The organism is Streptomyces sp. NPDC049970 (assembly GCF_040660235.1).
Classification (GTDB): domain Bacteria; phylum Actinomycetota; class Actinomycetes; order Streptomycetales; family Streptomycetaceae; genus Streptomyces.
In genome coordinates, this window is the sequence record NZ_JBFALP010000002.1 from 240,465 (window position 1) to 260,883 (window position 20,419).

A 20,419-nucleotide genomic window follows, 5' to 3' on the forward strand; every position below is an offset into this window, starting at 1 on the left:
ATCAGGGCGCCCAATGCACGCGATGCTCCGCGAGGTGCGCCAGAACCGCGTGATTGGCCTCCCAGCCGTCCGGGAACTTCACCGTCACACCCAGCTGGACCGGCTCCGTCGACGGGTGCTCGTCCAGCAGGTCCGCCACCCCCGCACGGGACACCACGACGCACGCGTGCCGGTGCCGCGAGGCCAGCACACACAGGCGGCCCGTCTCCAGGTGGAACGCCGTGGCGTCCGGGCGGCCCGACAGCGGGTGCAGGACCACCGTCACATCGAACTCGCGGCCCTGCAGCCTGTTCGCCGTGTCCACCGCCACGCCCGTCACCCCCAGCTCGGCGAGCGCGGCCCGCACCGCCGCCGCCTGGTCGCGGTGGGCGGTGCCGACCGCGACCCGCTCCGCCGTCACCGGGACCGGGTCCGGACCGCGCTCGCTCGTCGCCGCGCCGCCGCGGTCCAGCAGCCTGCGGACCACCACGGCCACCGCCCGGACGGCCTCCGGGTCCGTGCGAGGGGTGTGCCGGGCCGGTAGCTCCAGCAGCCCCCAGCCCGACTCCGCCGCCTCGTCCAGCACCCGGTCAGGGCCCGACCCGTCCGACGGCACGCCGAACGACAGCTTCCGGTCGCCGTGGTCCGTACCGCTGCGGAACGGTGTGTACGGGTAGAAGGCGTCCGAGACCAGCGGCGCCGCCGACGCCGGAAGCCGCCACGACACCGGCAGCCGGTGCTGAGGCAGCTCCGGGTTGTGCGCGAGGAGCGTCGAGACGGCGCTCGCCGACGGGTCGTACGACAGCCCCGCCCACTGGTCCGCACCCACGATCGAGAACGGGTCCAGCTGGCCCGGATCCCCGACGAACAGCGCCCGCTCGAACAGCCCGGCCACGGCCAGCAGCGCGTCCGACCGCATCTGGTACGCCTCGTCGACGATCGCGTGCCCCCACGGCTCCACGTTCTTCACGTGGGCCCACTTGGCCGCCGTCGAGATCACGATGTCCAGCCCGGCCAGTTCCGCCGCCTTCGCCGACTTTCGTACGTTGTCCAGGCCGTCCAGCGCCTTGTCGTAGGGGTCGGAGTCGCTGCTGTGCAGGCGGCCCACCGGCAGCTCGGGAGCCTTCTCGGCCAGCCGCAGCACCAGGTCGTCCACCTGGGCGTTCGTCTGCGCGACGACCATCAGGGGGCGGCCCGCGGCGGCGAGCTCCAGCGCGGCACGCACCACCAGCGTCGACTTCCCCGCGCCCGGCGGGGAGTCCACCACGATGCCGCGCGCGGTGCCGCGCAGGGTGTCGCCGAGGATCGCGTCGGTCGCCCGGGCCGCCGCGGCGCCCGGGTCGGGAACGGCTGTCACAGGAGGTCCTCCGCGGTGACGGGATCGGGCTGCTCCGCGGCTTCGCCGGGCGGGCCGCCGTGGGTCCACGGGGTGTCGTCCCGGTCGGGCAGTTTCGCCCCGCCCCGCTGGTCGTGCTCGAACAGTGTCCAGGCGATCCGGTCGCCGGGCTCCGGCACCGAGCCTGGCGCGGGCTCCTTGCCCCGGCCCATCCGGTCGGTGATCCGGAGGACGAGGTGGACGGCGTCGTCGTCGGCCGCCTGTCCCGCGTATCCCGCGAACTCCGCCGTCTGCGGCTTGCCCTCCAGCGAGCGGTACACCTTGGTCAGGTCGCCGAGATGGGGGCGCTCGGCCGTGCGCACGGTGACCAGCGGCCGGGGCGAGGGCCGCTTCGACTCGCTGTACGCCATCTCCACCTCCGTCACCTCCCCGACGAACGCCTCGCCCGCGAGCCGGCGCCCCGCCAGCACCAGCGGGTCGTCCAGTGCCTCCTGGGCGTCCAGCTGGGCCTGCGCGGCCTCCCGCGAAGCCAGCTTCTGCGCCGCCGTCACCGCGTCGTCGCGGCGCGGCTGCGGGGGCTCGCCGGACCGCACGCGGTCCCGATGCGAGGTGAACGACCAGCGGTCCCGGGTCCAGCGGTCCTCGGCCCTGGGCCCCTCCGGCAGTTCCCGCACCAGGTCGAGTCCCCGCCAGACCGCGTCCCAGGTGGGCCGCAGCACCCCGGCGAGCAGTGACCTGATGTCCCGCTCCGCGGCGGTGAGTTCGCCGAGCCGTGCGTCGGCGGCGAGGCCGTCCTCCGCGGCGGCCAGGGCCGTGCGCGCCCGGTCGAACCGTTCGATCGCGGGCGCCAGAAGCCTGTTGTCGAACGCCGGATCCGTCGCCGGCCCCGCGGGCGGGCAGACCAGCTGACCGTCGCGGTCCCGCTCCAGCTCAGCCCGCAGCGCCGCCTCCGCACCGGACCCGCCGACCGGCGGGTCGACCCAGGCCAGCAGCGCGCCCAGGTGCTGGTCCTCCAGGCTGCTCTGCCCCGTCGCCCAGTGGCGGTTCACCAGATCGGTCACGGCGAGCAGCAGCGAGGAGCCGGGGACCCTGGCCCGCTCCCCGTAGTGCGTCAGCCAGCGTCCGAGCAGCGGCACCCGGGCGGGTGCCGGATACGGCGTGTCCGGGTCGTCCTCCACCGTGCGCCGGAACCGCATGGACCGCCCCAGCAGCCTTACGAAGTCGATGCCGGCGCGGCCGGGAACGACCAGCTGGGCCGCGTCCGTGCAGAGTTCGACCTCGACCTTGACCTTCTTGCCGGTCTCCGGGTCGGTCTCCGCGCGCTCGGCGGTCTCGACGACGTCCGCGTACGACTCGATGTGCGGGAGCACCGCCTCGGCCAGTTCGGCGAGGAAGGCGAAGCGCAGGTCGCGGTCGCGCGGCTGGGGCACCACCAGCAGCCGGGGCGCCGTGCGGTCCGTGCCGACGAGCGCGCCGAGCGGGGCACCCGCCTCACCCGCGGTGGTCAACGGCACCAGCACGAGCGGCCCGTCGGTCAGATGCCGGTGGCGGACGGTGGCCAGCGGCTGGGCCCGCCCGCTGTCCACCGCCTCCAGCCGGGCCAGTGTGGTGATCAGCGACATACGACGCCGCCCCGCACGCTCTCCAGGGCCTCGGCCCGCAGCGCGGCGGCCCGGCGCAGGGCCGCGACCGTCGGGTCGGCCGGGTCGCCCTCCTTGCCGGCCGCCGCGGCCAGCACCCCGGCGACCGTCGTCAGGCCCCCGAGCTCGCCCCGCACGCTCCGGCCCAGCGACTCCACCGCGCCCTGCGCCCGGGCCTTCGCCCGGCAGTGGAAGGCCAGTTCGCAGGCGGCCAGGCACTCCGGCGCGTACGCGGCGGGCACCGCCTCCACCGCGCTGCCCAGATCCTCGGGGGAGCGGTCCGGCGCGAAGCTCGTACCCTCCGGCAGGGCCGCCGCGATGTCCTCGACGCGGGTCAGCCTGGTCAGCTGGCGGAGGGTGACGGCACGCTGCTTGCGTACGTCGACGACCGAGGCGGTGGGCAGGTTGGAGAAGTCCTTCGGGCAGACCAGCAGGACCCGGTGCCCGACCCGGGCGCCCTCGGTCACCGCGGCGATCCGCTCCAGCGCGAGGACGTAGACGGCGGACTGGCGGGCTGCCGCGCCGACCTTCGCGGCGTCCGCCGAACTGTCGATCATGGGGAACGACTTGATCTCCACGACCGTCCAGGTCCCGTCCGGGTGCACCACCACGGCGTCCGGTTCCAGGTAGGCGGGTGAGCCCGCCACCTCCAGGGCCAACATCGGATGGTCGAGGAGCGCCCAGCCGCCCGACGCGGTGGCCTCGCGCAGCGCCAGCGCGGTGCGGGCGGCGCGCCCCTCGGGGCCGGCGGCCGTCAGGTCCGGTACCGCTGCCTCGCCGGGGGAGTCCGCTCCGCCGCCGAGGCGTTCGAAGAGCAGGCTCAGCAGCTGCGTGCCGCCGTCGGCCTTGACCTTCGCCTCGAAGGCGTTCCCCCGGACGAACGCGAACTGCGACTGGCCGAACGCGGCGGGGGAGCCGAGCGCGGTGGCCAGCCCGGCCTTGTCGACACCGGCGCCGTCGAGCAGGGCGCGTCGCCTGCACCCCGGGTTGGCGGCGAGTGCGGCGAGTGCGCGTGCGTCGAGCGGATGCGGCGCGACGGACGGACCGCGCAGCTCAGCGAGCCGCTGCCGGAGCGTCGTCGCTGACTTCGGCCGCGGTGTCGGTGCCCGCGTCGCTGGAATCTGCGGAGGAGGTCCGCCGGCCGGGTATTCGCTCACCCGCCGAAGTCTTGCATCCGTCACCGACAATCGTGGATCCCACGGGGGTGACGGCCACGGGGGTCCGGGCGGACACGGACCTGATCCGGTCCTTGACGCCGTCCGCGATCCGCATGAACGGCCTGGTCAGCAGGGCCCCCGCGGCGATCACCGCGGCGCCTGCCACGGCGTCGAGGAAATAGTGGTTGGCCGTGCCCATGACGACGAGCACGGTGATCAGCGGATAGGCGACGCCCGCCGCCCGGACGAGGGGGTGGCGCCCGTGGCGCCACAGCAGCACCCCGCACCACAGCGCCCAGCCGACGTGGAGGCTCGGCATCGCCGCGTACTGGTTGGTCATCCCGCTCAGCCCGCGCGGGGCGCTCGCCCCGGCGCCCCACCATCCGTACGCGCTGTACTGGGCCATCGTGTCGACGAAGCCGTGGTGCGCGTCGAGCAGCCGGGGCGGGCAGGTCGGCATCAGCGTGAAGCCGATCAGGCCGAGGAGCGTGGAGGTCATCAGCCAGGTGCGGGCGGCGCGGTAGGCGGCGGTGCGGCGCCGGAACATCCAGACCAGCACGGCGGGGGTGACCAGGTAGTGCAGTGACGCGTACGCGAAGTCGGCGGGTATGCCCAGGGCGGGATGATCGGTCAGCAGCCGGTTGAGGGGGTGCTCGGCGTTGAGGTGGAGTGCCTTCTCCAGGCGGAGTATCGCGAGCCCGTGCTCCACGGCCGCGGGTATGTCCTCCCTGACCAGCAGCCGTCCCACCGAGTACAGCCCGTACACCACCGCTATCAGCGGCAGCTCGGTCCACCAGCGCGGCCGGTGAACGGAGGAGGGTGTCGCGGCGGTGGCGTGCGGCATCCGGTGGCTCTCCCCATGTTCATGCGGTCGACGGCGGGCGTTCAACCGTACGGCGGTCGTGGGCCCCGTTCTCGCCCGGGGGCCGTCCCTGCGAACGACCCCCTCATGCCCTGAGTGGGACGCGGGCGACGCCCCGCAGGTTGCCCGCGGAGCAGGTGGGAGATGATGGAGCGCGGCATTTGCCCGCACCGGTCCCCAACCGGCTGCCCGCGTTCGCCGCCCCTAAGCAGTCCCGGACACCGCCGTCCCGGGCCCGTCAGATCCCAGGGTCCCCGGATCATCGGATCTCAGTATTTTCAGGGAGAGCCGTCATGGCACCGCGAATCCTGCTCGCCAGGCACGGCCAGACACAGTGGTCGGTCCAGGGCAACCACACCGGCAGGACCGACATCCCGCTCCTCGACACCGGCCGCGCGGGCGCCCGGCTCCTCGGCGAGCGGCTGCACCGGGAGCCCTGGGACGGCCTGCCCGGAGCCGAGGTGCGGACCAGCCCGCTCGTCCGGGCCGCCGAGACCTGCGCGATCGCGGGCTTCGGGGACCGTGCCGAGCCGTGGGACGCGCTCATGGAGTGGGACTACGGCGACTACGAGGGGCTGACCCCGGCGCAGATCAAGGCCGACCGGCCCGACTGGCTCATCTGGCGCGACGGGGTCCCCGGGGGCGAGACCCTGGCCGAGCTCACCGCACGGGCCGACGAGGTCGTCGGGTGGGCGCGGTCCGCCGACCGGGACGTGCTGGTCTTCGCCCACGGGCACATCCTGCGGGCGCTGGGTGCGCGGTGGCTGGGCGAGGACGTGTCCTTCGCCGCGCGCATCCGACTGGATCCGACGTCGCTGTCGGTGCTCGGCTGGGCGTACGGCCTCCCGGCGCTGGAGCGCTGGAACGACACGGGCCACCTGGACCGCTAGCGCGACCCGGGACCGGGGACCCGGCGCCCACGGGCCGTTTCCCGGCGGCGGTCCGGGTGATCGGCGGGCCAGGGTGGTCAGGCGCCGGCCGGGAGCTCCTCGTACCGGTCCAGCAGGGCCGTGACCTCGGGACCCCCGCGCGGCCTCAGCACGCGTACGGCGCTCGCCAGTATCCCCCTGATCCGCGAGGACTGGACCCGGTCGAGCAGGTCCAGCACCTGGTGGCCCGCCGCCGCGGCCTCGTCGGCCGTGCCCGCGCGCGCCAGGTCACCGGCCAGCTGGGCCCGGTACAGCGCCAGGTTCCGGGTGAAGTGCGGGTCCTGCAGCCGGGTGGCCCGCCGGGCGTGCCGCGCCGCCCTCGGCCAGTCGCCCAGCGCCGACCAGCACTGGGCCTCCAGCAGTTCCAGCTCCGCCTCGCGGAAGAAGGTCATCCACTCCGGGTCCGCGTCGCACGGCCCGTGCTCGAACGACGTACGGGCCCGGCCGATCGCCTGCTCGCACCCCGTGCGGTCCCCGAGCCACGCCCTGGCCCCCGCCTCCCGCAGCGCGAGCAGGGCCAGCAGCCGGGGCGAGCCGAGCGGCCGGGCCGCGCGCAGACCGGCCTCCGCGGCGCGGACCGCCTCCCTGGCCCGTCCCGTGTCGCGGGCCAGGAACGAGGCGTTGCAGAACGCGTGCGCCTCCAGCGCGGCGTCCCCGGCCAGCCGGGCCGTGGCGAGGGCCTCCGCGTAGTGGGAGCGCGCGTCGTCGAAGCGCCCCGAGTCGTGGGCCAGCCACCCCACCGAGATCGCCAGCTCACCGGCGCCGGCGTGCAGCCGGTCGGCCGTGCTGCGCCGGGTCGCGGCCCCGGAGTCGAGCAGGGCGTACGCGGCCCGCAGCGGCTGGGACGCCCGCCGGTAGAGCCCGTCCGCGCCGTGCCGGTCGTCCAGCAGCCGGATCTGTCGTACCGCCTCCTCGACGGCGCCGACCTCGGCCTCACCGATCCGGCGCTGTGCGGGGACGGCCGGGGGGTCCGACGCGGCGGACCGGCCGCCCAGGCCCAGGGAAGCGGCTGCCACCGTGGCGGTACCGCTGGTCATGAACACGCGACGCAGCACGTCGCTCTCCTCGTGGATCTCGCTGTCGGGCGTGGGGGTGTGGCCGACGGGGGGCACGGACGTACTGCGGGCCCCCCGGCCGCGCACGCTCTCACGGTCCAGGAAGCCCAGGTCCGCCAGGGTCATCCCGGGGAACATGTGCAGGAACACCCGTTCGTAGGCGTAGTTGGGACAGCGGATCTCGCCGGACTCCACGCGCCCGATGTACCGGGCGTCGCACGCGACCTGTTCACCGATCTCGCGGGCGGACCTGCGGACCGCGGCCGCGAACTCCCCCGCGGAGCGCTGTGCGCGCAGCCGCCGGAAGGCGAGGTTGGGAACTGCCCGTGTCGACACCATGGCGGAGCCCTCTCTGGTGCGCCGGGTTCCTTCTCCAGGGTCCCGGCGGAGCAAGAACGTACCTGTTGCCACACGGCACACACGCTTCGTTTGCCTACAAAGCGGACATCTCACTTGTGATTCGCCATGAACTGCCACACTTTGCGGCGGCGTGCCGCCGTAGCCCTTGACGCCGTTGGCGCGTTGGTCCATAGGGAGACGGGGCGTGGCCCGGTCTCGAGACGAGAAGGAGGGGTTCCCTTGCCGCACATGGGCCCGGAAACCGCACCGTGCGACCTGGTGACCGTCCCGGCACGCCAGGGACTCGAAGCCGTGGACATCCTGCGCCGGGGCTCGGACCGCGAGGTCGTCGGCCCGGTCCTGCACGACGGGGCCTGCGTCGTCCTCGGCTTCCTCGTGCCGCCCGGGACGGCCGAGGCGTGGGACGTACCCGGCAGCGCCTGTACGCGGACGGACGGCCGCGGGCTGCGCATCCCCGCCGAGCCGCCCGTCACCGGCGGCGGCTGGCTCCTCCCGCCCGCCGCGGAGGCCCCGGTCACCGACCCCGCCGTCCTGCGGGCGGCCCTCGACCAGGCGGCCAGGCTCATCGAGGCGGCCGACAACTGCCGCTGAGGCCATAATGGCCAGGTGGGCGGAGTTACCGCCGTCGCCGGCCCCCCGGGTGACCGGCAGGACCGGTGAGTGAGGGCGAGCACGCGTGGCACGTCGAGGAACGGCCGGGGGCGCGGGCGACCGCAAGCGGTCCGAGCGCCGGCAGGAGCCGGTGGCGGCCGCGGTGGACGGCGGTACGGCCGAGCTCGTCCCCGACCGTGAACGCCCGCGCGCCTGGACGCTGTTGCTCGACGGTGCCCCGCAGTCCCATGTGGACCTGGACGATCCCGCGCACCTCTCCTTCGAGTACCAGAGGCGGCTCGGCCACGTCATCGACCTCGCCGCGGCCCCCGGCCGCCCCCTCCAGGCCGTCCACCTGGGCGGCGGGGCCTTCACCCTGGCCCGGTACATCGCGGCGATCCGGCCCCGCTCGACCCAGCAGGTCGTCGAGATCGACGCGCCGCTCGTCCAGCTCGTCCGCCGTGAGCTGCCCCTGGACCCCCAGGCCCGGATACGGGTCCGCTCCATGGACGCCCGCGAGGGGCTCGGGAAGATCCAGGACGGCTGGGCCGACCTGGTCGTGGCCGACGTCTTCGGCGGAGCCCGCACCCCCGCGCATCTCACCTCCGCCGAGTTCCTCGCCGAGGTACGCCGGGTGCTGAAGCCCGGCGGTCAGTACGCCGCCAACCTCGCCGACGGCCCGCCGCTCGCCCACCTGCGCGGCCAGATCGCCACGGCCGCCTCGCTCTTCCCCGAGCTCGCCCTGGCGGCCGACCCGTCCGTCTGGCGGGGCCGCCGCTTCGGCAACGCGGTCCTGGTCGCCTCGGACCTGCCGATCGCCGTCGCCGAACTGACCCGGAGGGTCGCGAGCGACCCCCACCCCGGCCGGGTCGAACACGGGCGGGCGCTCGCCGACTTCACGGGCGGCGCGGCCGTCGTCACCGACGCCGTCGCCAAGCCCTCCCCGGCCCCGCCGCCCGACGCCTTCTCCTGAGCCGGCTCACTGGTCGACGGTCTCCACGGTCGGCGGATGGCCGTTCCACGTGCAGAAGACGGAGACCGTAGCGCCCGCCCCGTCGCTGAAGTCCACCCGGATCCACTCCGGGTTCGTCCACACCTGCATCGACCAGCCCTGCTCCGGTGTGGCCGACACCAGCTTCGCCTCGTGGTCCGTCAGCTCCAGCACGACCCGGCCGCCGCGCGTCGGATAGCTCTTCACGTCGCCCGCCGCCGCCGAGGACCTGGCCGGGCCCGGCGCCGTGGCCGGCGGCCGGGAGGACGGCTGCCGGGACGGCCGGGGAGAGGCCGGGGGCGAGGCGCGCGTGGCCGTCGGGCTGGGCGAGGGCGACGGCAGCGAGCGGTGCGTGGAGGACGACACCGGCTCGCCGGTGGCCTGCCCGCCCCGCGCGCCCACCGAGATCGGAACGGCGCGCGGAGGGTCGTACGCCGTCCCCGACATCACCGTGTGCACGCCCCACCACGACAGGGTCACCGCCGCGCCCGTGGCGAGCGACCACGCCACCGCGTGTACGAATCCTCGTTGCATCGGGCACATCCTGCCCCACCCGCCCCGGTGCTGTCCCGGACGGGACCGGCCTCCTCCGTATGGGCTACGGTGCGGCGCATGCCTAGTGTGCTCGTGGTCGAGGACGACCAGTTCGTACGTTCCGCCCTCATCCGGCACCTGACGGAGGCCTCCCACACCGTACGGAGCGTCGGCACCGCGCTCGAGGCGCTGCGCGAGGTCGCGCACTTCCGCTTCGACGTCGTCGTCCTCGACCTCGGGCTGCCGGACCTCGACGGTGCCGAGGCGCTGAAGATGCTGCGATCCATCACCGACGTACCCGTGATCATCGCGACCGCGCGCGACGACGAGGCCGAGATAGTGCGGCTGCTCAACTACGGTGCCGACGACTACCTGACCAAGCCGTTCTCGGTGGAGCACCTGTCCGCCCGGATGGCCGCCGTGCTGCGCCGCACCCGTGGGGCCGCCGGCCAGGCACCGCCCCCACGCGTCATCCAGGTCGGGGGACTCTCCATCGACCCGCTGCGCCGCCAGGCCGAACTGGACGGCGCGGCACTGGACCTGACCCGCCGCGAGTTCGACCTGCTGGCCTACCTCGCGGGGCGCCCCGGAGTGGTCGTACCGCGCCGTGAGCTGCTGGCCGAGGTCTGGCAGCTGTCCTACGGCGACGACCAGACCATCGACGTCCACCTCTCCTGGCTGCGGCGCAAGCTGGGCGAGACGGCGGCCCGGCCGCGCTACCTGCACACCCTGCGGGGGGTCGGCGTCAAACTCGAACCACCGGTGCCGGGACAGCCCGCATGAGATGGGCGCTGGTCAAGGTCTGCCTGGCCGTCACCGCCATGGTCGTGATCGCGTTCGCGGTGCCGCTCGGCCTCGTCATCAAGGAGATGGCCCGCGACCGGGCCTTCTCCGACGCCGAGCGGCAGGCCGCCACCATCGGCCCCACCCTCACCATCACCACCGACCGCGAGGAGCTGACCCGCGCGGTCCTGTCCACCGACCCCGGCGGCCGGGGGAGGCTCGCCGTCCACGTCCCCGCCGTCGAACCGGGCGGCCGGCGCCTGGAGATCGGCACCCGGCGGGCCACCCGCCAGGACGTGGAGACCGTGGGCGCCTCGGGTCGCGCCTCGATCGCCGAGGTCCCCGGCGGCTCCGTGCTGCTCCAGCCCACCGCCCTGGGCTCCGGCGGGATCGCCGTCGTCGAGGTCTTCGTGGCCGAGGAGGACGTGTCGAACGGGGTCGGTACCGCCTGGCTGGTGCTCGCCGGCGTCGGTATCGCGCTGATCGTGGGCTCGGTGGCCGTCGCCGACCGGCTGGGCATGCGGATGGTCGAGCCCGCCCAGCGCCTCGCGGGCGCCGCGCAGGACCTGGGGGAGGGCCGGCTGGGGACCAGGGTCCCCGAGGAGGGGCCCACCGAACTGCGTTCCGCCGCAGTCGCGTTCAACTCCATGGCCGACCAGGTGGTCCAGCTACTGGCGAACGAGCGCGAGCTGGCCGCCGACCTCTCGCACCGGCTCCGCACCCCGCTGACCGTGCTCCGCCTGAACGCCGCCTCACTGGGCGAGGGCCCGGCCGCCGACCAGACCCGGTCCGCCGTGCAGCAGCTGGAGCGCGAGGTCGACACGATCATCCGCACCGCGCGGGAGCAGCGCCCGCAGACCCAGGGCGGACAGGCGGGCGCGGGCGCCGGGTGCGACGCGTCCGAGGTCATCCTGGAGCGCATGGGGTTCTGGTCGGCCCTGGCCGAGGACGAGGGGCGCACCGTGCGCCTGGCGGGCGTGGACCGCACCGTACGCATCCCGGTCGCCCGGCCCGAACTGGCCGCCGCGCTCGACGCGTTGCTCGGCAACGTCTTCAGGCACACCCCGGAGGGGACCGCCTTCGCCGTCGACGTGCACCACAGCGGCGACGCGGTGCTCGTGCTGGTGTCGGACGCCGGGCCGGGCATCGCCGACCCGGAGGCCGCCCTGGCCCGCGGCGCCAGCGGCGGTGACGCCGTGCCGGACGCGGTGGGCTCGACCGGGCTCGGCCTCGACATCGTGCGCAGGGTCGCCGAGTCGACCGGCGGTGACCTGCGGATCGGGCGTTCGGTGCTCGGCGGCACGGAGGTACGCATCTGGATCGGGCTCGACGGAGGCCCGGCCGAGCGGGCGCGGAGGGGGCACCGGGTGGGCGGACGGGTGGGCAAGCGGAAGCGACGCGGAGTGATGGGGCGGAACACAGAGTTCCGGAGTTCCTCCGGCGTAGGGCCCGATCTTTAACCGGTGCCGATGAGCTCCTTAAGCCAACCCTAAGAACATCAACTCACTTCCGAAGAGCGCTGTTTGTCCGGTTCGGGGCGGCTAGCGTGCAGACGCAATCACCACCCCCCGTAGGACAGAGGCAGGACGCGATGGGCACCAGCACGCACCGCCGTACGACGAGCACCCGCATGAAGGCGCTCGGCGCCCTCGTCGCCGCGGCGGCCGTCGGCGGCACGGTCTTCGCACTCACCGGCACGGCCCAGGCGGCGGCGGTCGGTGCGGCGTACACGAGGACCAGCGGCTGGACCGGCGGATACACCGGGCAGTACGTCGTCACGAACGACACCACGGCGGTCCGCTCCGGGTGGACGCTCGAGTTCGACCTGCCCGCCGGGACGAAGATCGACTCGCTCTGGAACGGTGAGTACACCGTCAGCGGCGGCCACGTCACCGTGAAGCCCACCAGCTGGAACAAGGACCTCGCCCCCGGCGGCTCCGTGACCGTCGGCTTCGTCACCACCTCCGCCGCGACCGCCGCCGACCCGGTGGGCTGCGTCATCGACGACACCGCGTGCTCCGCCGACGCCGGCACCACCCCGGAGCCCAGCGGACGCCCGACCGGATCCGCGGAACCCACCGCGACGGCCACCCCGACGGAGGACGCGACGACCGAACCCGAACCCTCGGGCACGCCCGGCGGCGGGGACAGCGGCGGCACGGCCACCGGGGCCGGCTTCGCCCCGTACGTCGACACCTCCCTCTACCCCGCCTACGACCTGCTGGACACCGCGTCCAAGACCGGCGTCAAGGAGTTCAACCTCGCGTTCATCACGTCGGGCGGCAGCTGCGCCCCGCTGTGGGGCGGGGTCACCGGGCTCGCCGACGACAAGGTGGCCGCCCAGATCACCGCCCTGCGGGCCCAGGGCGGCGACGTGCGGGTCTCCTTCGGCGGCGCGGCGGGTGCGGAACTCGCGCTGCACTGCTCCTCCGCGGCCGAGCTCGCCTCGGCGTACGGCAAGGTCATCGACGCCTACGGGCTCACCAAGGTCGACTTCGACATCGAGGGCGGGGCGCTGCCCGACGCCGCGGCCAACTCGCGGCGCTCGGAGGCCATCGCCCAGCTCCAGAAGGAGCACCCCGGACTCGACGTCTCCTTCACCCTGCCCGTGATGCCCGAGGGCCTGACGCAGCCGGGCGTGGACCTCGTCGCGGACGCGAAGAAGAACGGCGTCACGATCGGCGCGGTCAACATCATGGCGATGGACTACGGCGCCTCGTACAGCGGCGACATGGGCGACTACGCCGCCCAGGCGGCCACCGCCACGCAGGCCCAGCTCAAGGGCGTGCTCGGGCTCTCGGACGCGGCGGCCTGGAAGGCGGTCGCGGTGACCCCGATGATCGGCGTGAACGACGTCGCCACCGAGATCTTCACCGTCGAGGACGCCACGCAGCTGGTGGAGTTCGCTCAGGAGAAGGGCATCGGCCGGCTGGCGATGTGGTCCGGCACCCGCGACGCGCAGTGCGCGGGCGGGGCCCGGCCCACGGCGGACGCGACCTGCAGCTCGATCCTCCAGGAGCCGCTCGCCTTCACGAAGGCGTTCGGCGCGTTCAAGTAGCCGCCCCACAGGACCAACACCTCGACGCGCGCGCCCCGGCCGGCCCCCCACACCCCCCACACCCGGCCAGGGCGCGCGCCCCCTTGTCCCCGCCCCCGCCCACCGGGGGCCGTCCCGCGGCGGAACCTCCGGTCCCCGCGGTGGAGTTCGGGGAAAGAACACGGAAACGCCCGCCGACCCCTCTTCGCACCCCCGGAGCGCCCCGTCCCGTTCATCTTCCGGCGGGCCTTCTCCGGCCGACGGGTGCGTGCGGCACCCTTCCTGGCCCGGAGCGGTAATCCTCGCCGGGCACCCGCCGCTCCGGGGTCCGGGGCGCCATCGCATCCCCAACACCCCACTGAGCTGGGGTTATTGAGTCGATCACGGGTGGCGTACGCAGGGCGTGGGTGTAAACGCAAGTCCTCGGTCGGACACGTTCGCGTGACTTGCAGGACACGCTCGGGACACAGAAGCGTCTTCAACTCTTGACACCCACCCCCTTGAGGCAGCAACCTTCCGGCATCAGCGCATGGGAGCGCTCCCATGTCGAACGAGGTTTTTCGCTCGTACGGGACGGCACCGCCCATGGCCTCTCCGTACCACCGGCACCCGTGCCCACCAGCGCGTATGCCGCAGATCGAACGCAAGTCCCACCCTGGAACAAGGAGTAGTGGAATGCGCATCACCCGCACCGTCGCAGGTCGAAGCCGCAGAACAGCCGTCCTGGCTACCACGGGCCTCACGGCCGCCGCCCTGCTGCTGACCGGCTGCGGCGATTCCGGCTCGGATTCCGATGAGGCCGACGCGGACGGGAACATCACCCTGACCCTCGCCGACTTCGGACAGTTCGGGTACAAGGAGGCGAAGCTCTTCGAGAAGTACCACGAGCTCCACCCGAACATCACGGTCAAGGCGAACACCGCCGCCGAAGAGCCGGTCTACTACACCAAGTTCCTCCAGCAGCTCAACACGGGCAGTGGCCTGGCCGACGTGCAGGGCATCGAGGTCGGCCGCGCCAAGGAGCTCGTCGACACCAAGGCGGACGCGTTCGCCGACCTCTCCAAGGTCATCGACACCAGCCAGTGGGTGAACTGGAAGGCACTGCAGGCGACCACCGACGACGGCAAGGTCATCGGCGCCGGTACCGACATCGGCCCGATGTCCATCTGCTACCGCCGTGACCTGTTCGAGCAGGCCGGACTGCCCACCGACCGCGAGGAAGTCGCCGCGAAGCTCGCCGGCGGCTGGGAGGACTACCTCAAGCTCGGTGAGGAGTACAAGAAGAAGGCCCCTGAGGGAACCTTCTTCATGGACTCCGCCAGCGCCATGTACAACGGCGTGGTGAGCTCCGGCTCGGAGCAGTACTACGCGAAGAGCGGCGACCCGATCTACAAGGAGAGCGCCGGCGTCAAGGAGGGCTGGAGGCTCGCCTCCCAGGCGGTCGACAAGAAGCTGACCCAGGGCCTGGCCCAGTTCCAGGACCCCTGGAAGGCGGCCCTGCGCCAGGGCACCATGGCCACCGTGGCCTGTCCCGCGTGGATGGCCGCGCAGATAGCCACGTACTCCGGCGACAAGTACAAGGGCAAGTGGGACATCGCCCGCACTCCGGGTGAGACCGCGGCCAACTGGGGCGGTTCCTTCCTCTCCGTGCCCGCGAAGGGCAAGCACGTCAAGGAGGCCGGTGAGCTCGTCAAGTGGCTGACCGCTCCCGAGCAGCAGGCCGCAGTGTTCAAGGCCGCGGGCCTCTTCCCGTCGAACAAGGGCGCCTACGAACTCCCCGACGTGAAGACCGCCAAGCTCGAGTACTTCAACAACGCTCCCATCGGTGAGATCTACGCCGAAGAGGCTCAGGTCATCCCGGCCGCGGTGCTCGGCCCGAAGGACGGCGTGATCAAGGACACCTTCTCCAAGCAGATCAACAACATGGAGCAGCGGGGCACCAAGCCGGACGCCGCCTGGGACGCCGCCATCAAGGACATCGACAAGGTGGTCGGCTGACCATCGCCGTCGCGGGCGGCCGGGGCGACTTCCACGCGTCCCGGCCGCCCGCACCGGTGCCGGATCCTCCACCGGCACCGCGCACCTTCTCCGACACCTCCGCCGGACCTGACCAGAGGACCGGTCTGCCCCTGCGGTGTCGGCACACCCCAGGGAAGGACTCCCACCTGTGGCAACCACGACCCCCACGCGGGGCGCGCAAGGCTCCCGGCCCAGCCGCGGCCGTGCCCCGAAGCCCATGACTCCCGGCCGCCAGGCGTGGCGCAGCCGACTGTGGCGATTCGACGACAAGGCGTCGCCGTACGCCTACATCGCGCCGTTCTTCCTCGTCTTCGGCGCCTTCGGGCTCTACCCGCTCGTCTACACCGGCTGGATCGCCCTGCACAAGGTCGAGATGACCGGCCTCGACCAGATGGAATGGGTCGGCTGGGAGAACTTCAGCACCATCCTCCAGGACTCCGAGTTCTGGACCGCGGTCACCAACACGTTCGTCATCGGCGTCATCTCGACCGTCCCGCAGTTGATGGTGGCGCTGGGCCTCGCCCACCTGCTGAACTACAAGCTGCGGGCCAGCACCTTCTGGCGCACGGTGATCCTCACCCCCTACGCCACCTCGGTGGCCTCGGCGGCCCTCGTCTTCGCCCTGGTGTTCCGTGCCGACGGCGGCCTGCTGAACTGGGTCCTCGGCTTCTTCGGCGCCGGCGAGACGAACTGGGTCAACGGCCACTGGACGTCCAACATAGCCATCGCCGTCATCGTGATCTGGCGCTGGACGGGTTACAACACCCTGATCTACCTCGCCGCGATGCAGGCCGTGCCGTCCGATCTCTACGAGGCCGCCTCGCTCGACGGTGCCTCGCGCTGGCAGCAGTTCCGCAACGTGACGATCCCCGCGCTGCGACCGACGATCCTCTTCACGATCGTCATCTCGACCATCGGCTCCATGCAGCTGTTCGGCGAGCCCCTCCTGCTCGAAGGAGGCACCAACGGTGCGCAGGGCGGCACCGAGCACCAGTACGAGACGCTCAGCATCTACCTCTACAACTACGGCTGGAACCTCGGACACCTCGGTACGGCCGCCGCAGTCGCCTGGGCCATGCTCGTCCTGCTGCTGCTCATTGCCGCGATCAACTGGCTCATCGGGCGCCTCGGGCGCAAGACCGCGGCCTGACGGGAGCGATATCCATGACGACCACAAGTCCCATCACCGCGTCGGACCACCGGCGCGTGTCCAAGGCCGCCGTCCGCGACGAACCCCCGCGCCGCCGCTTCAAGCCCGGCGCCGGCCGTCAGCACCACGCGGGCCCCTTCGCCTACTTCGCCCTCGCCGTCGTCGGTGTCGGCTCGCTGTTCCCGCTGTACTGGACGCTCGTGGCCGCGTCCCGTACCCAGGACGAGATCCTGGACACCACGCCGCCGCTCATCCCGGGCGGCAACCTGTTCCACAACCTCGAGGCGGCCTGGGAGCAGGCCCACCTCGGCAAGGCCATCGTCAACACGGTGATCGTGTCCGCCAGCATCACCCTGGCGACCCTCTTCTTCTGCACCCTGGCCGGTTACGCCTTCGCCAAGATGCGCTTCAGGGGACGCGGCGCACTGATGACGGCGGTCATCGCCACGCTCACGATCCCCCCGCAGCTCAGCGTCGTACCGCTGTTCATGATGATGTCCGACATCGGCTGGGGCGGTCAGCTGGAGTCGGTGATCTTCCCGACCCTGGTGAGCGCCTTCGGCGTGTTCTTCATGCGCCAGTACCTCCTGGAGGCGCTGCCGTACGAGCTCATCGAGGCGGGCAGGGTGGACGGGGCGAACAACCTCCGCATCGTGTGGAGCATCGTGCTCCCCGTGGCCCGACCGGCCATGATGGTGCTCGGCATGCTCACGTTCGTCCAGGCCTGGAACGACTTCTTCTGGCCCTACCTCGCCCTGAACCAGGAGAACCCGACGTTGCAGGTGGCCCTCGGCCAGCTGAGCGCGTCCTACGTGCCCGACCAGAGCATCGTCATGGCGGGCGCCCTGATCAGCACCCTGCCGCTGCTGGTCGTCTTCGTGATCTTCGGCAAGCAGATCGTCGGCGGCATCATGTCCGGCGCGGTCAAGGGCTGACCCGGCACGCCGCTGCATCCGGTCCCACCCGGCCCCGGGTTCCGCCCCGGTCCGCTTCCCCGGTCCGGCCCCCGCCGTCCCGTACGGCCCGTACCTGACCGCGGGCCGTACGGGACCGGGGCCTCGCACTTCCTGTCCTGTCCCTCCACCCATGGGAGCGCTCCCGCATGACTGCCGTACGACCCGACACCACCCCGAAGCAGGCCTCCGAGGCACAGTTCCCGACGGGCTTCGTCTGGGGCGCGGCGACCGCCTCCTACCAGGTCGAGGGCGCCGCCGCCGAGGACGGCCGTACGCCGTCCATCTGGGACACCTTCAGCCGCACCCCCGGCAAGGTCCGCAACGGCGACACCGGTGACATCGCCGCCGACCACTACCACCGCTACCGCGACGACGTCGCGCTCATGAAGCGGCTCGGCCTCAAGGCGTACCGCTTCTCCGTCTCCTGGTCCCGGGTCCAGCCCACCGGCCGGGGCCCGGGCGTCGAGCGCGGCCTGGACTTCTACCGCAAGCTCGTCGACGAGCTGCTCGACGCCGGGATCATGCCCGTCGCCACGCTCTACCACTGGGACCTGCCCCAGGAGCTGGAGGACGCCGGCGGCTGGCCCGAGCGCGTGACCGCCGACCGGTTCGCCGACTACGCCGCCATCGTGTCCGGCGCCCTCGGCGACCGGGTGGGCATGTGGACCACCCTCAACGAGCCGTGGTGCTCGGCCTTCCTCGGCTACGGCTCCGGTGTGCACGCCCCGGGCCGTACCGAGCCCGCGGCGGCGCTGCAGGCGGCCCATCACCTCAACCTCGCCCACGGCCGGGCGATCGAGGTCCTGCGCGACCGACTCCCCGCCGCCGCGCAGACCTCGGTCACCCTCAACCTCCACCAGGTGCGCCCGCTCACCGGCAGCCCGGCCGACGTGGACGCGGCCCGCCGCATCGACGCCGTCGGCAACCGCGTCTTCACCGGCCCGATGCTGCGCGGGGAGTACCCGCAGGACCTGATCGCGGACACCTCGCACCTGGTGGACTGGTCGAAGCTGGTGAAGGACGGCGACCTCGCCACCATCTCCCGCCCGGTCGACGCCCTCGGCGTCAACTACTACACGCCGACGCTGGTGTCGAACCCCGTCGAGGGCGCCGACTACGCGCGCAGTGACGCCCACGGCGCCAGCGACCACTCCCCGTGGCCCGGTTCCGAGCACGTCGCCTTCCACCTCGCCGAGGGGAAGGCGCGTACCGCGATGGACTGGTCGATCGACCCCGAGGGCCTCTACGACCTCCTGATGGACACCCACCGGGACCACCCGGGCCTCCCGCTCATGGTCACCGAGAACGGTGCCGCCTTCGACGACTACGTCTCGCCCGAGGGCAAGGTGGAGGACCCCGAGCGCGTGGCGTACCTGCACGGGCACCTCGACGCCGTGCGGCGGGCGGTCGCCGACGGCGCGGACGTCCGCGGCTACTTCCTGTGGTCGCTGATGGACAACTTCGAGTGGGCGTACGGCTATTCGAAGCGCTTCGGTGCGGTGTACGTGGACTACGCCTCCCAGCGCCGCATCCCCAAGTCCAGTGCCCACTGGTACTCCGAGGTGATCCGCCACCACGCGCTGCCCGCCGGCGACGGCACCGTCTGAGCTCCGACCAGCACGAACAGCGGGACCCGGCACACCGCCGGGTCCCGCTTTTTGCGTGCCCCGTCCGGCCCGCCCGCCACAGTGGCCCCGTACGCTTGGGAGCGCTCCCAGAAATTGTGGTGCGGCGGAGGGGCCGCGCTGTCCTGACGGGCGCCGGGGGAACGGACAGCGGGACTTGGTTTGGCCAGGGCGCTGTGAGAAATTGACCGCGAACGGGAGGCAGCCATGGCGGCAGCGCGAGTACGGAGTGGCGGGCGGCCCACGCTTGAAGAGGTGGCGGCGCGGGCCGGAGTGGGGCGGGGTACGGCCTCACGCGTCATCAACGGCTCGCCGCGGGTCAGCGCCCAGACGAAGGAGGCCGTCGAGGCGGCCGTGGCCGAGCTGGGTTACGTACCCAACCGCGCGGCCCGCGCACTCGCTGGGAACCGGACGGACGCCATCGCCCTCGTCGTGCCCGAGTCCGAGACCCGGTTCTTCGCCGAGCCGTACTTCTCCGACATCGTGCGCGGGGTCGGGGCGGCCCTCGCCGACACCGAGATGCAGCTGCTGCTGACGCTCGCCGGCAACGACCGCGAGCGCCGCCGGCTCGCCCAGTACCTGACCGCGCACCGGGTGGACGGCGTACTCCTGGTCTCCGTGCACGCCGACGACCCGCTGCCCGACCTGCTCGAACAGCTCGGTATGCCCGCGGTGATCAGCGGTCGCAGGCACGCGGCCGAGCCGCTGCCCTCCGTCGACTCCGACAACTTCGAGGGTGCTCGCGCGGCCGTCGGCCACTTCATATCGCGGGGCCGGCGCACCATCGCCACCATCACCGGACGGCTCGACGTGTACGGTGCCCAGCGCCGCCTCGACGGGTACCGCAAGGCCGTCGCGACGGCCGGCCTCGACCCCGACGAGCGGCTGATCGCCCCGGCCGACTTCAGCGAGGAGGGCGGGGCCCGTGCCATGCGTGAACTGCTGGACCGCCGCCCGGACGTCGACGCGGTGTTCGCCGCCTCCGACGTGATGGCGGCGGGCGCCCGCCAGGTCCTGCGCGAGTCCGGCCGCCGCATCCCCGACGACGTGGCGCTCATCGGCTTCGACGACTCCGCGGTGGCCCGCCACATGGATCCCCCGCTGACGAGTGTCCGCCAGCCGATCGAGGAGATGGGCCGCACGATGACCCGCGTCCTGCTCCAGGAGATCGCGAACCGCGCGGAGGGGGGAGACGGGATCCAGGAGCGCCCCCGGATCGTCCTGCCGACGGAACTGGTGGTGCGGGAGTCCTCCTGAGGCGGGGCGAGCGGCCCGCCCCTTCGCACGTCGGGCAAAGGGTTTCACAACTTCTCCATAAACGGAGTCGCCGAACGCTAGAGTCCCCCTGAATGCGACGCATCTGTGATCTGCCTCACACGCGTCAGGTGATGAGCCGCCGGGACCGTGGGCCGGCC

17 protein-coding genes are annotated in these 20,419 nt (G+C 72.8%); 11 read left to right on the top strand and 6 right to left on the bottom strand.

Translation table 11 applies throughout. The features are described from left to right. Position 1: 1 nt before the first annotated feature. From AB0I83_RS04455 to AB0I83_RS04470, 4 genes are read right to left on the bottom strand one after another with little or no spacing between them, the layout of a single operon-like run. Complete coding sequence (locus AB0I83_RS04455) at positions 2 to 1,336, bottom strand: AAA family ATPase (RefSeq protein ID WP_363303561.1); 1,335 nt, start codon at positions 1,334 to 1,336, stop codon at positions 2 to 4. Further along, positions 1,333 to 2,937 (bottom strand): hypothetical protein, encoded by a 1,605-nt coding sequence (locus tag AB0I83_RS04460; protein ID WP_363303562.1) that lies wholly within the window; start codon positions 2,935 to 2,937, stop codon positions 1,333 to 1,335. Before AB0I83_RS04460 ends, AB0I83_RS04455 begins: the two co-directional genes overlap by 4 nt. Beyond that, positions 2,928 to 4,112, bottom strand: a complete 1,185-nt coding sequence (locus AB0I83_RS04465) for a hypothetical protein (protein WP_363303563.1) — start codon at positions 4,110 to 4,112, stop codon at positions 2,928 to 2,930. Before AB0I83_RS04465 ends, AB0I83_RS04460 begins: the two co-directional genes overlap by 10 nt. After that, positions 4,009 to 4,956, bottom strand: coding sequence for a phosphatase PAP2 family protein (locus tag AB0I83_RS04470; RefSeq protein ID WP_363303564.1), 948 nt, complete (start codon positions 4,954 to 4,956; stop codon positions 4,009 to 4,011). The genes AB0I83_RS04465 and AB0I83_RS04470 overlap by 104 nt, the downstream gene beginning before the upstream one ends. A 311-nt stretch (positions 4,957 to 5,267) precedes the next feature. Here AB0I83_RS04470 and AB0I83_RS04475 point away from each other — a divergent pair, with 311 nt between their 5' ends. Further along, on the top strand, positions 5,268 to 5,864 hold the full coding sequence (locus AB0I83_RS04475) for a histidine phosphatase family protein (protein WP_363303565.1): 597 nt from the start codon (positions 5,268 to 5,270) through the stop codon (positions 5,862 to 5,864). A 77-nt stretch (positions 5,865 to 5,941) separates the two neighbouring features. Here AB0I83_RS04475 and AB0I83_RS04480 read toward each other — a convergent pair whose 3' ends face one another. Beyond that, positions 5,942 to 7,297, bottom strand: a complete 1,356-nt coding sequence (locus AB0I83_RS04480; protein WP_363303566.1) for a tetratricopeptide repeat protein — start codon at positions 7,295 to 7,297, stop codon at positions 5,942 to 5,944. A gap of 249 nt (positions 7,298 to 7,546) precedes the next feature. Here AB0I83_RS04480 and AB0I83_RS04485 point away from each other — a divergent pair, with 249 nt between their 5' ends. Further along, positions 7,547 to 7,909, top strand: a complete 363-nt coding sequence (locus tag AB0I83_RS04485; protein WP_356533967.1) for a hypothetical protein — start codon at positions 7,547 to 7,549, stop codon at positions 7,907 to 7,909. Between the two features lie 85 nt (positions 7,910 to 7,994). Next, complete coding sequence (locus tag AB0I83_RS04490; RefSeq protein WP_363303567.1) at positions 7,995 to 8,882, top strand: fused MFS/spermidine synthase; 888 nt, start codon at positions 7,995 to 7,997, stop codon at positions 8,880 to 8,882. Positions 8,883 to 8,888: 6 nt separating this feature from the next. On the opposite strand, the gene AB0I83_RS04495 is transcribed toward AB0I83_RS04490, so the two are convergent. Continuing rightward, positions 8,889 to 9,434: a hypothetical protein gene (locus tag AB0I83_RS04495; protein WP_363303568.1), complete on the bottom strand. Its 546-nt coding sequence runs from the start codon at positions 9,432 to 9,434 to the stop codon at positions 8,889 to 8,891. A gap of 78 nt (positions 9,435 to 9,512) precedes the next feature. On the opposite strand from AB0I83_RS04495, the gene AB0I83_RS04500 reads away from it, so the two are divergent. The 8 genes from AB0I83_RS04500 to AB0I83_RS04535 all read left to right on the top strand — a co-directional run bounded on the left by AB0I83_RS04500 (position 9,513) and on the right by AB0I83_RS04535 (position 20,261). Then, positions 9,513 to 10,217 carry a response regulator transcription factor gene (locus AB0I83_RS04500; protein WP_356533922.1) on the top strand — a complete coding sequence of 235 codons (705 nt, stop codon included), beginning with the start codon at positions 9,513 to 9,515 and terminating at the stop codon, positions 10,215 to 10,217. After that, positions 10,214 to 11,677, top strand: coding sequence for a HAMP domain-containing sensor histidine kinase (locus AB0I83_RS04505; protein WP_363303569.1), 1,464 nt, complete (start codon positions 10,214 to 10,216; stop codon positions 11,675 to 11,677). Before AB0I83_RS04500 ends, AB0I83_RS04505 begins: the two co-directional genes overlap by 4 nt. 131 nt (positions 11,678 to 11,808) lie before the next feature. Further along, positions 11,809 to 13,275, top strand: coding sequence for a cellulose binding domain-containing protein (locus AB0I83_RS04510; protein WP_363303570.1), 1,467 nt, complete (start codon positions 11,809 to 11,811; stop codon positions 13,273 to 13,275). Positions 13,276 to 13,929: 654 nt separating this feature from the next. Next, positions 13,930 to 15,252, top strand: a complete 1,323-nt coding sequence (locus AB0I83_RS04515; protein ID WP_363303571.1) for an ABC transporter substrate-binding protein — start codon at positions 13,930 to 13,932, stop codon at positions 15,250 to 15,252. A gap of 169 nt (positions 15,253 to 15,421) precedes the next feature. Further along, complete coding sequence (locus AB0I83_RS04520; protein ID WP_356533916.1) at positions 15,422 to 16,423, top strand: sugar ABC transporter permease; 1,002 nt, start codon at positions 15,422 to 15,424, stop codon at positions 16,421 to 16,423. Between the two features lie 14 nt (positions 16,424 to 16,437). Next, positions 16,438 to 17,358: a carbohydrate ABC transporter permease gene (locus AB0I83_RS04525; protein WP_363303572.1), complete on the top strand. Its 921-nt coding sequence runs from the start codon at positions 16,438 to 16,440 to the stop codon at positions 17,356 to 17,358. A gap of 167 nt (positions 17,359 to 17,525) precedes the next feature. Further along, entirely contained in the window at positions 17,526 to 18,986 is a 1,461-nt protein-coding gene (locus AB0I83_RS04530; protein WP_356840966.1) for a GH1 family beta-glucosidase, read from the top strand. Positions 18,987 to 19,211: 225 nt separating this feature from the next. Beyond that, entirely contained in the window at positions 19,212 to 20,261 is a 1,050-nt protein-coding gene (locus AB0I83_RS04535; RefSeq protein WP_363303573.1) for a LacI family DNA-binding transcriptional regulator, read from the top strand. Positions 20,262 to 20,419: the final 158 nt, after the last annotated feature.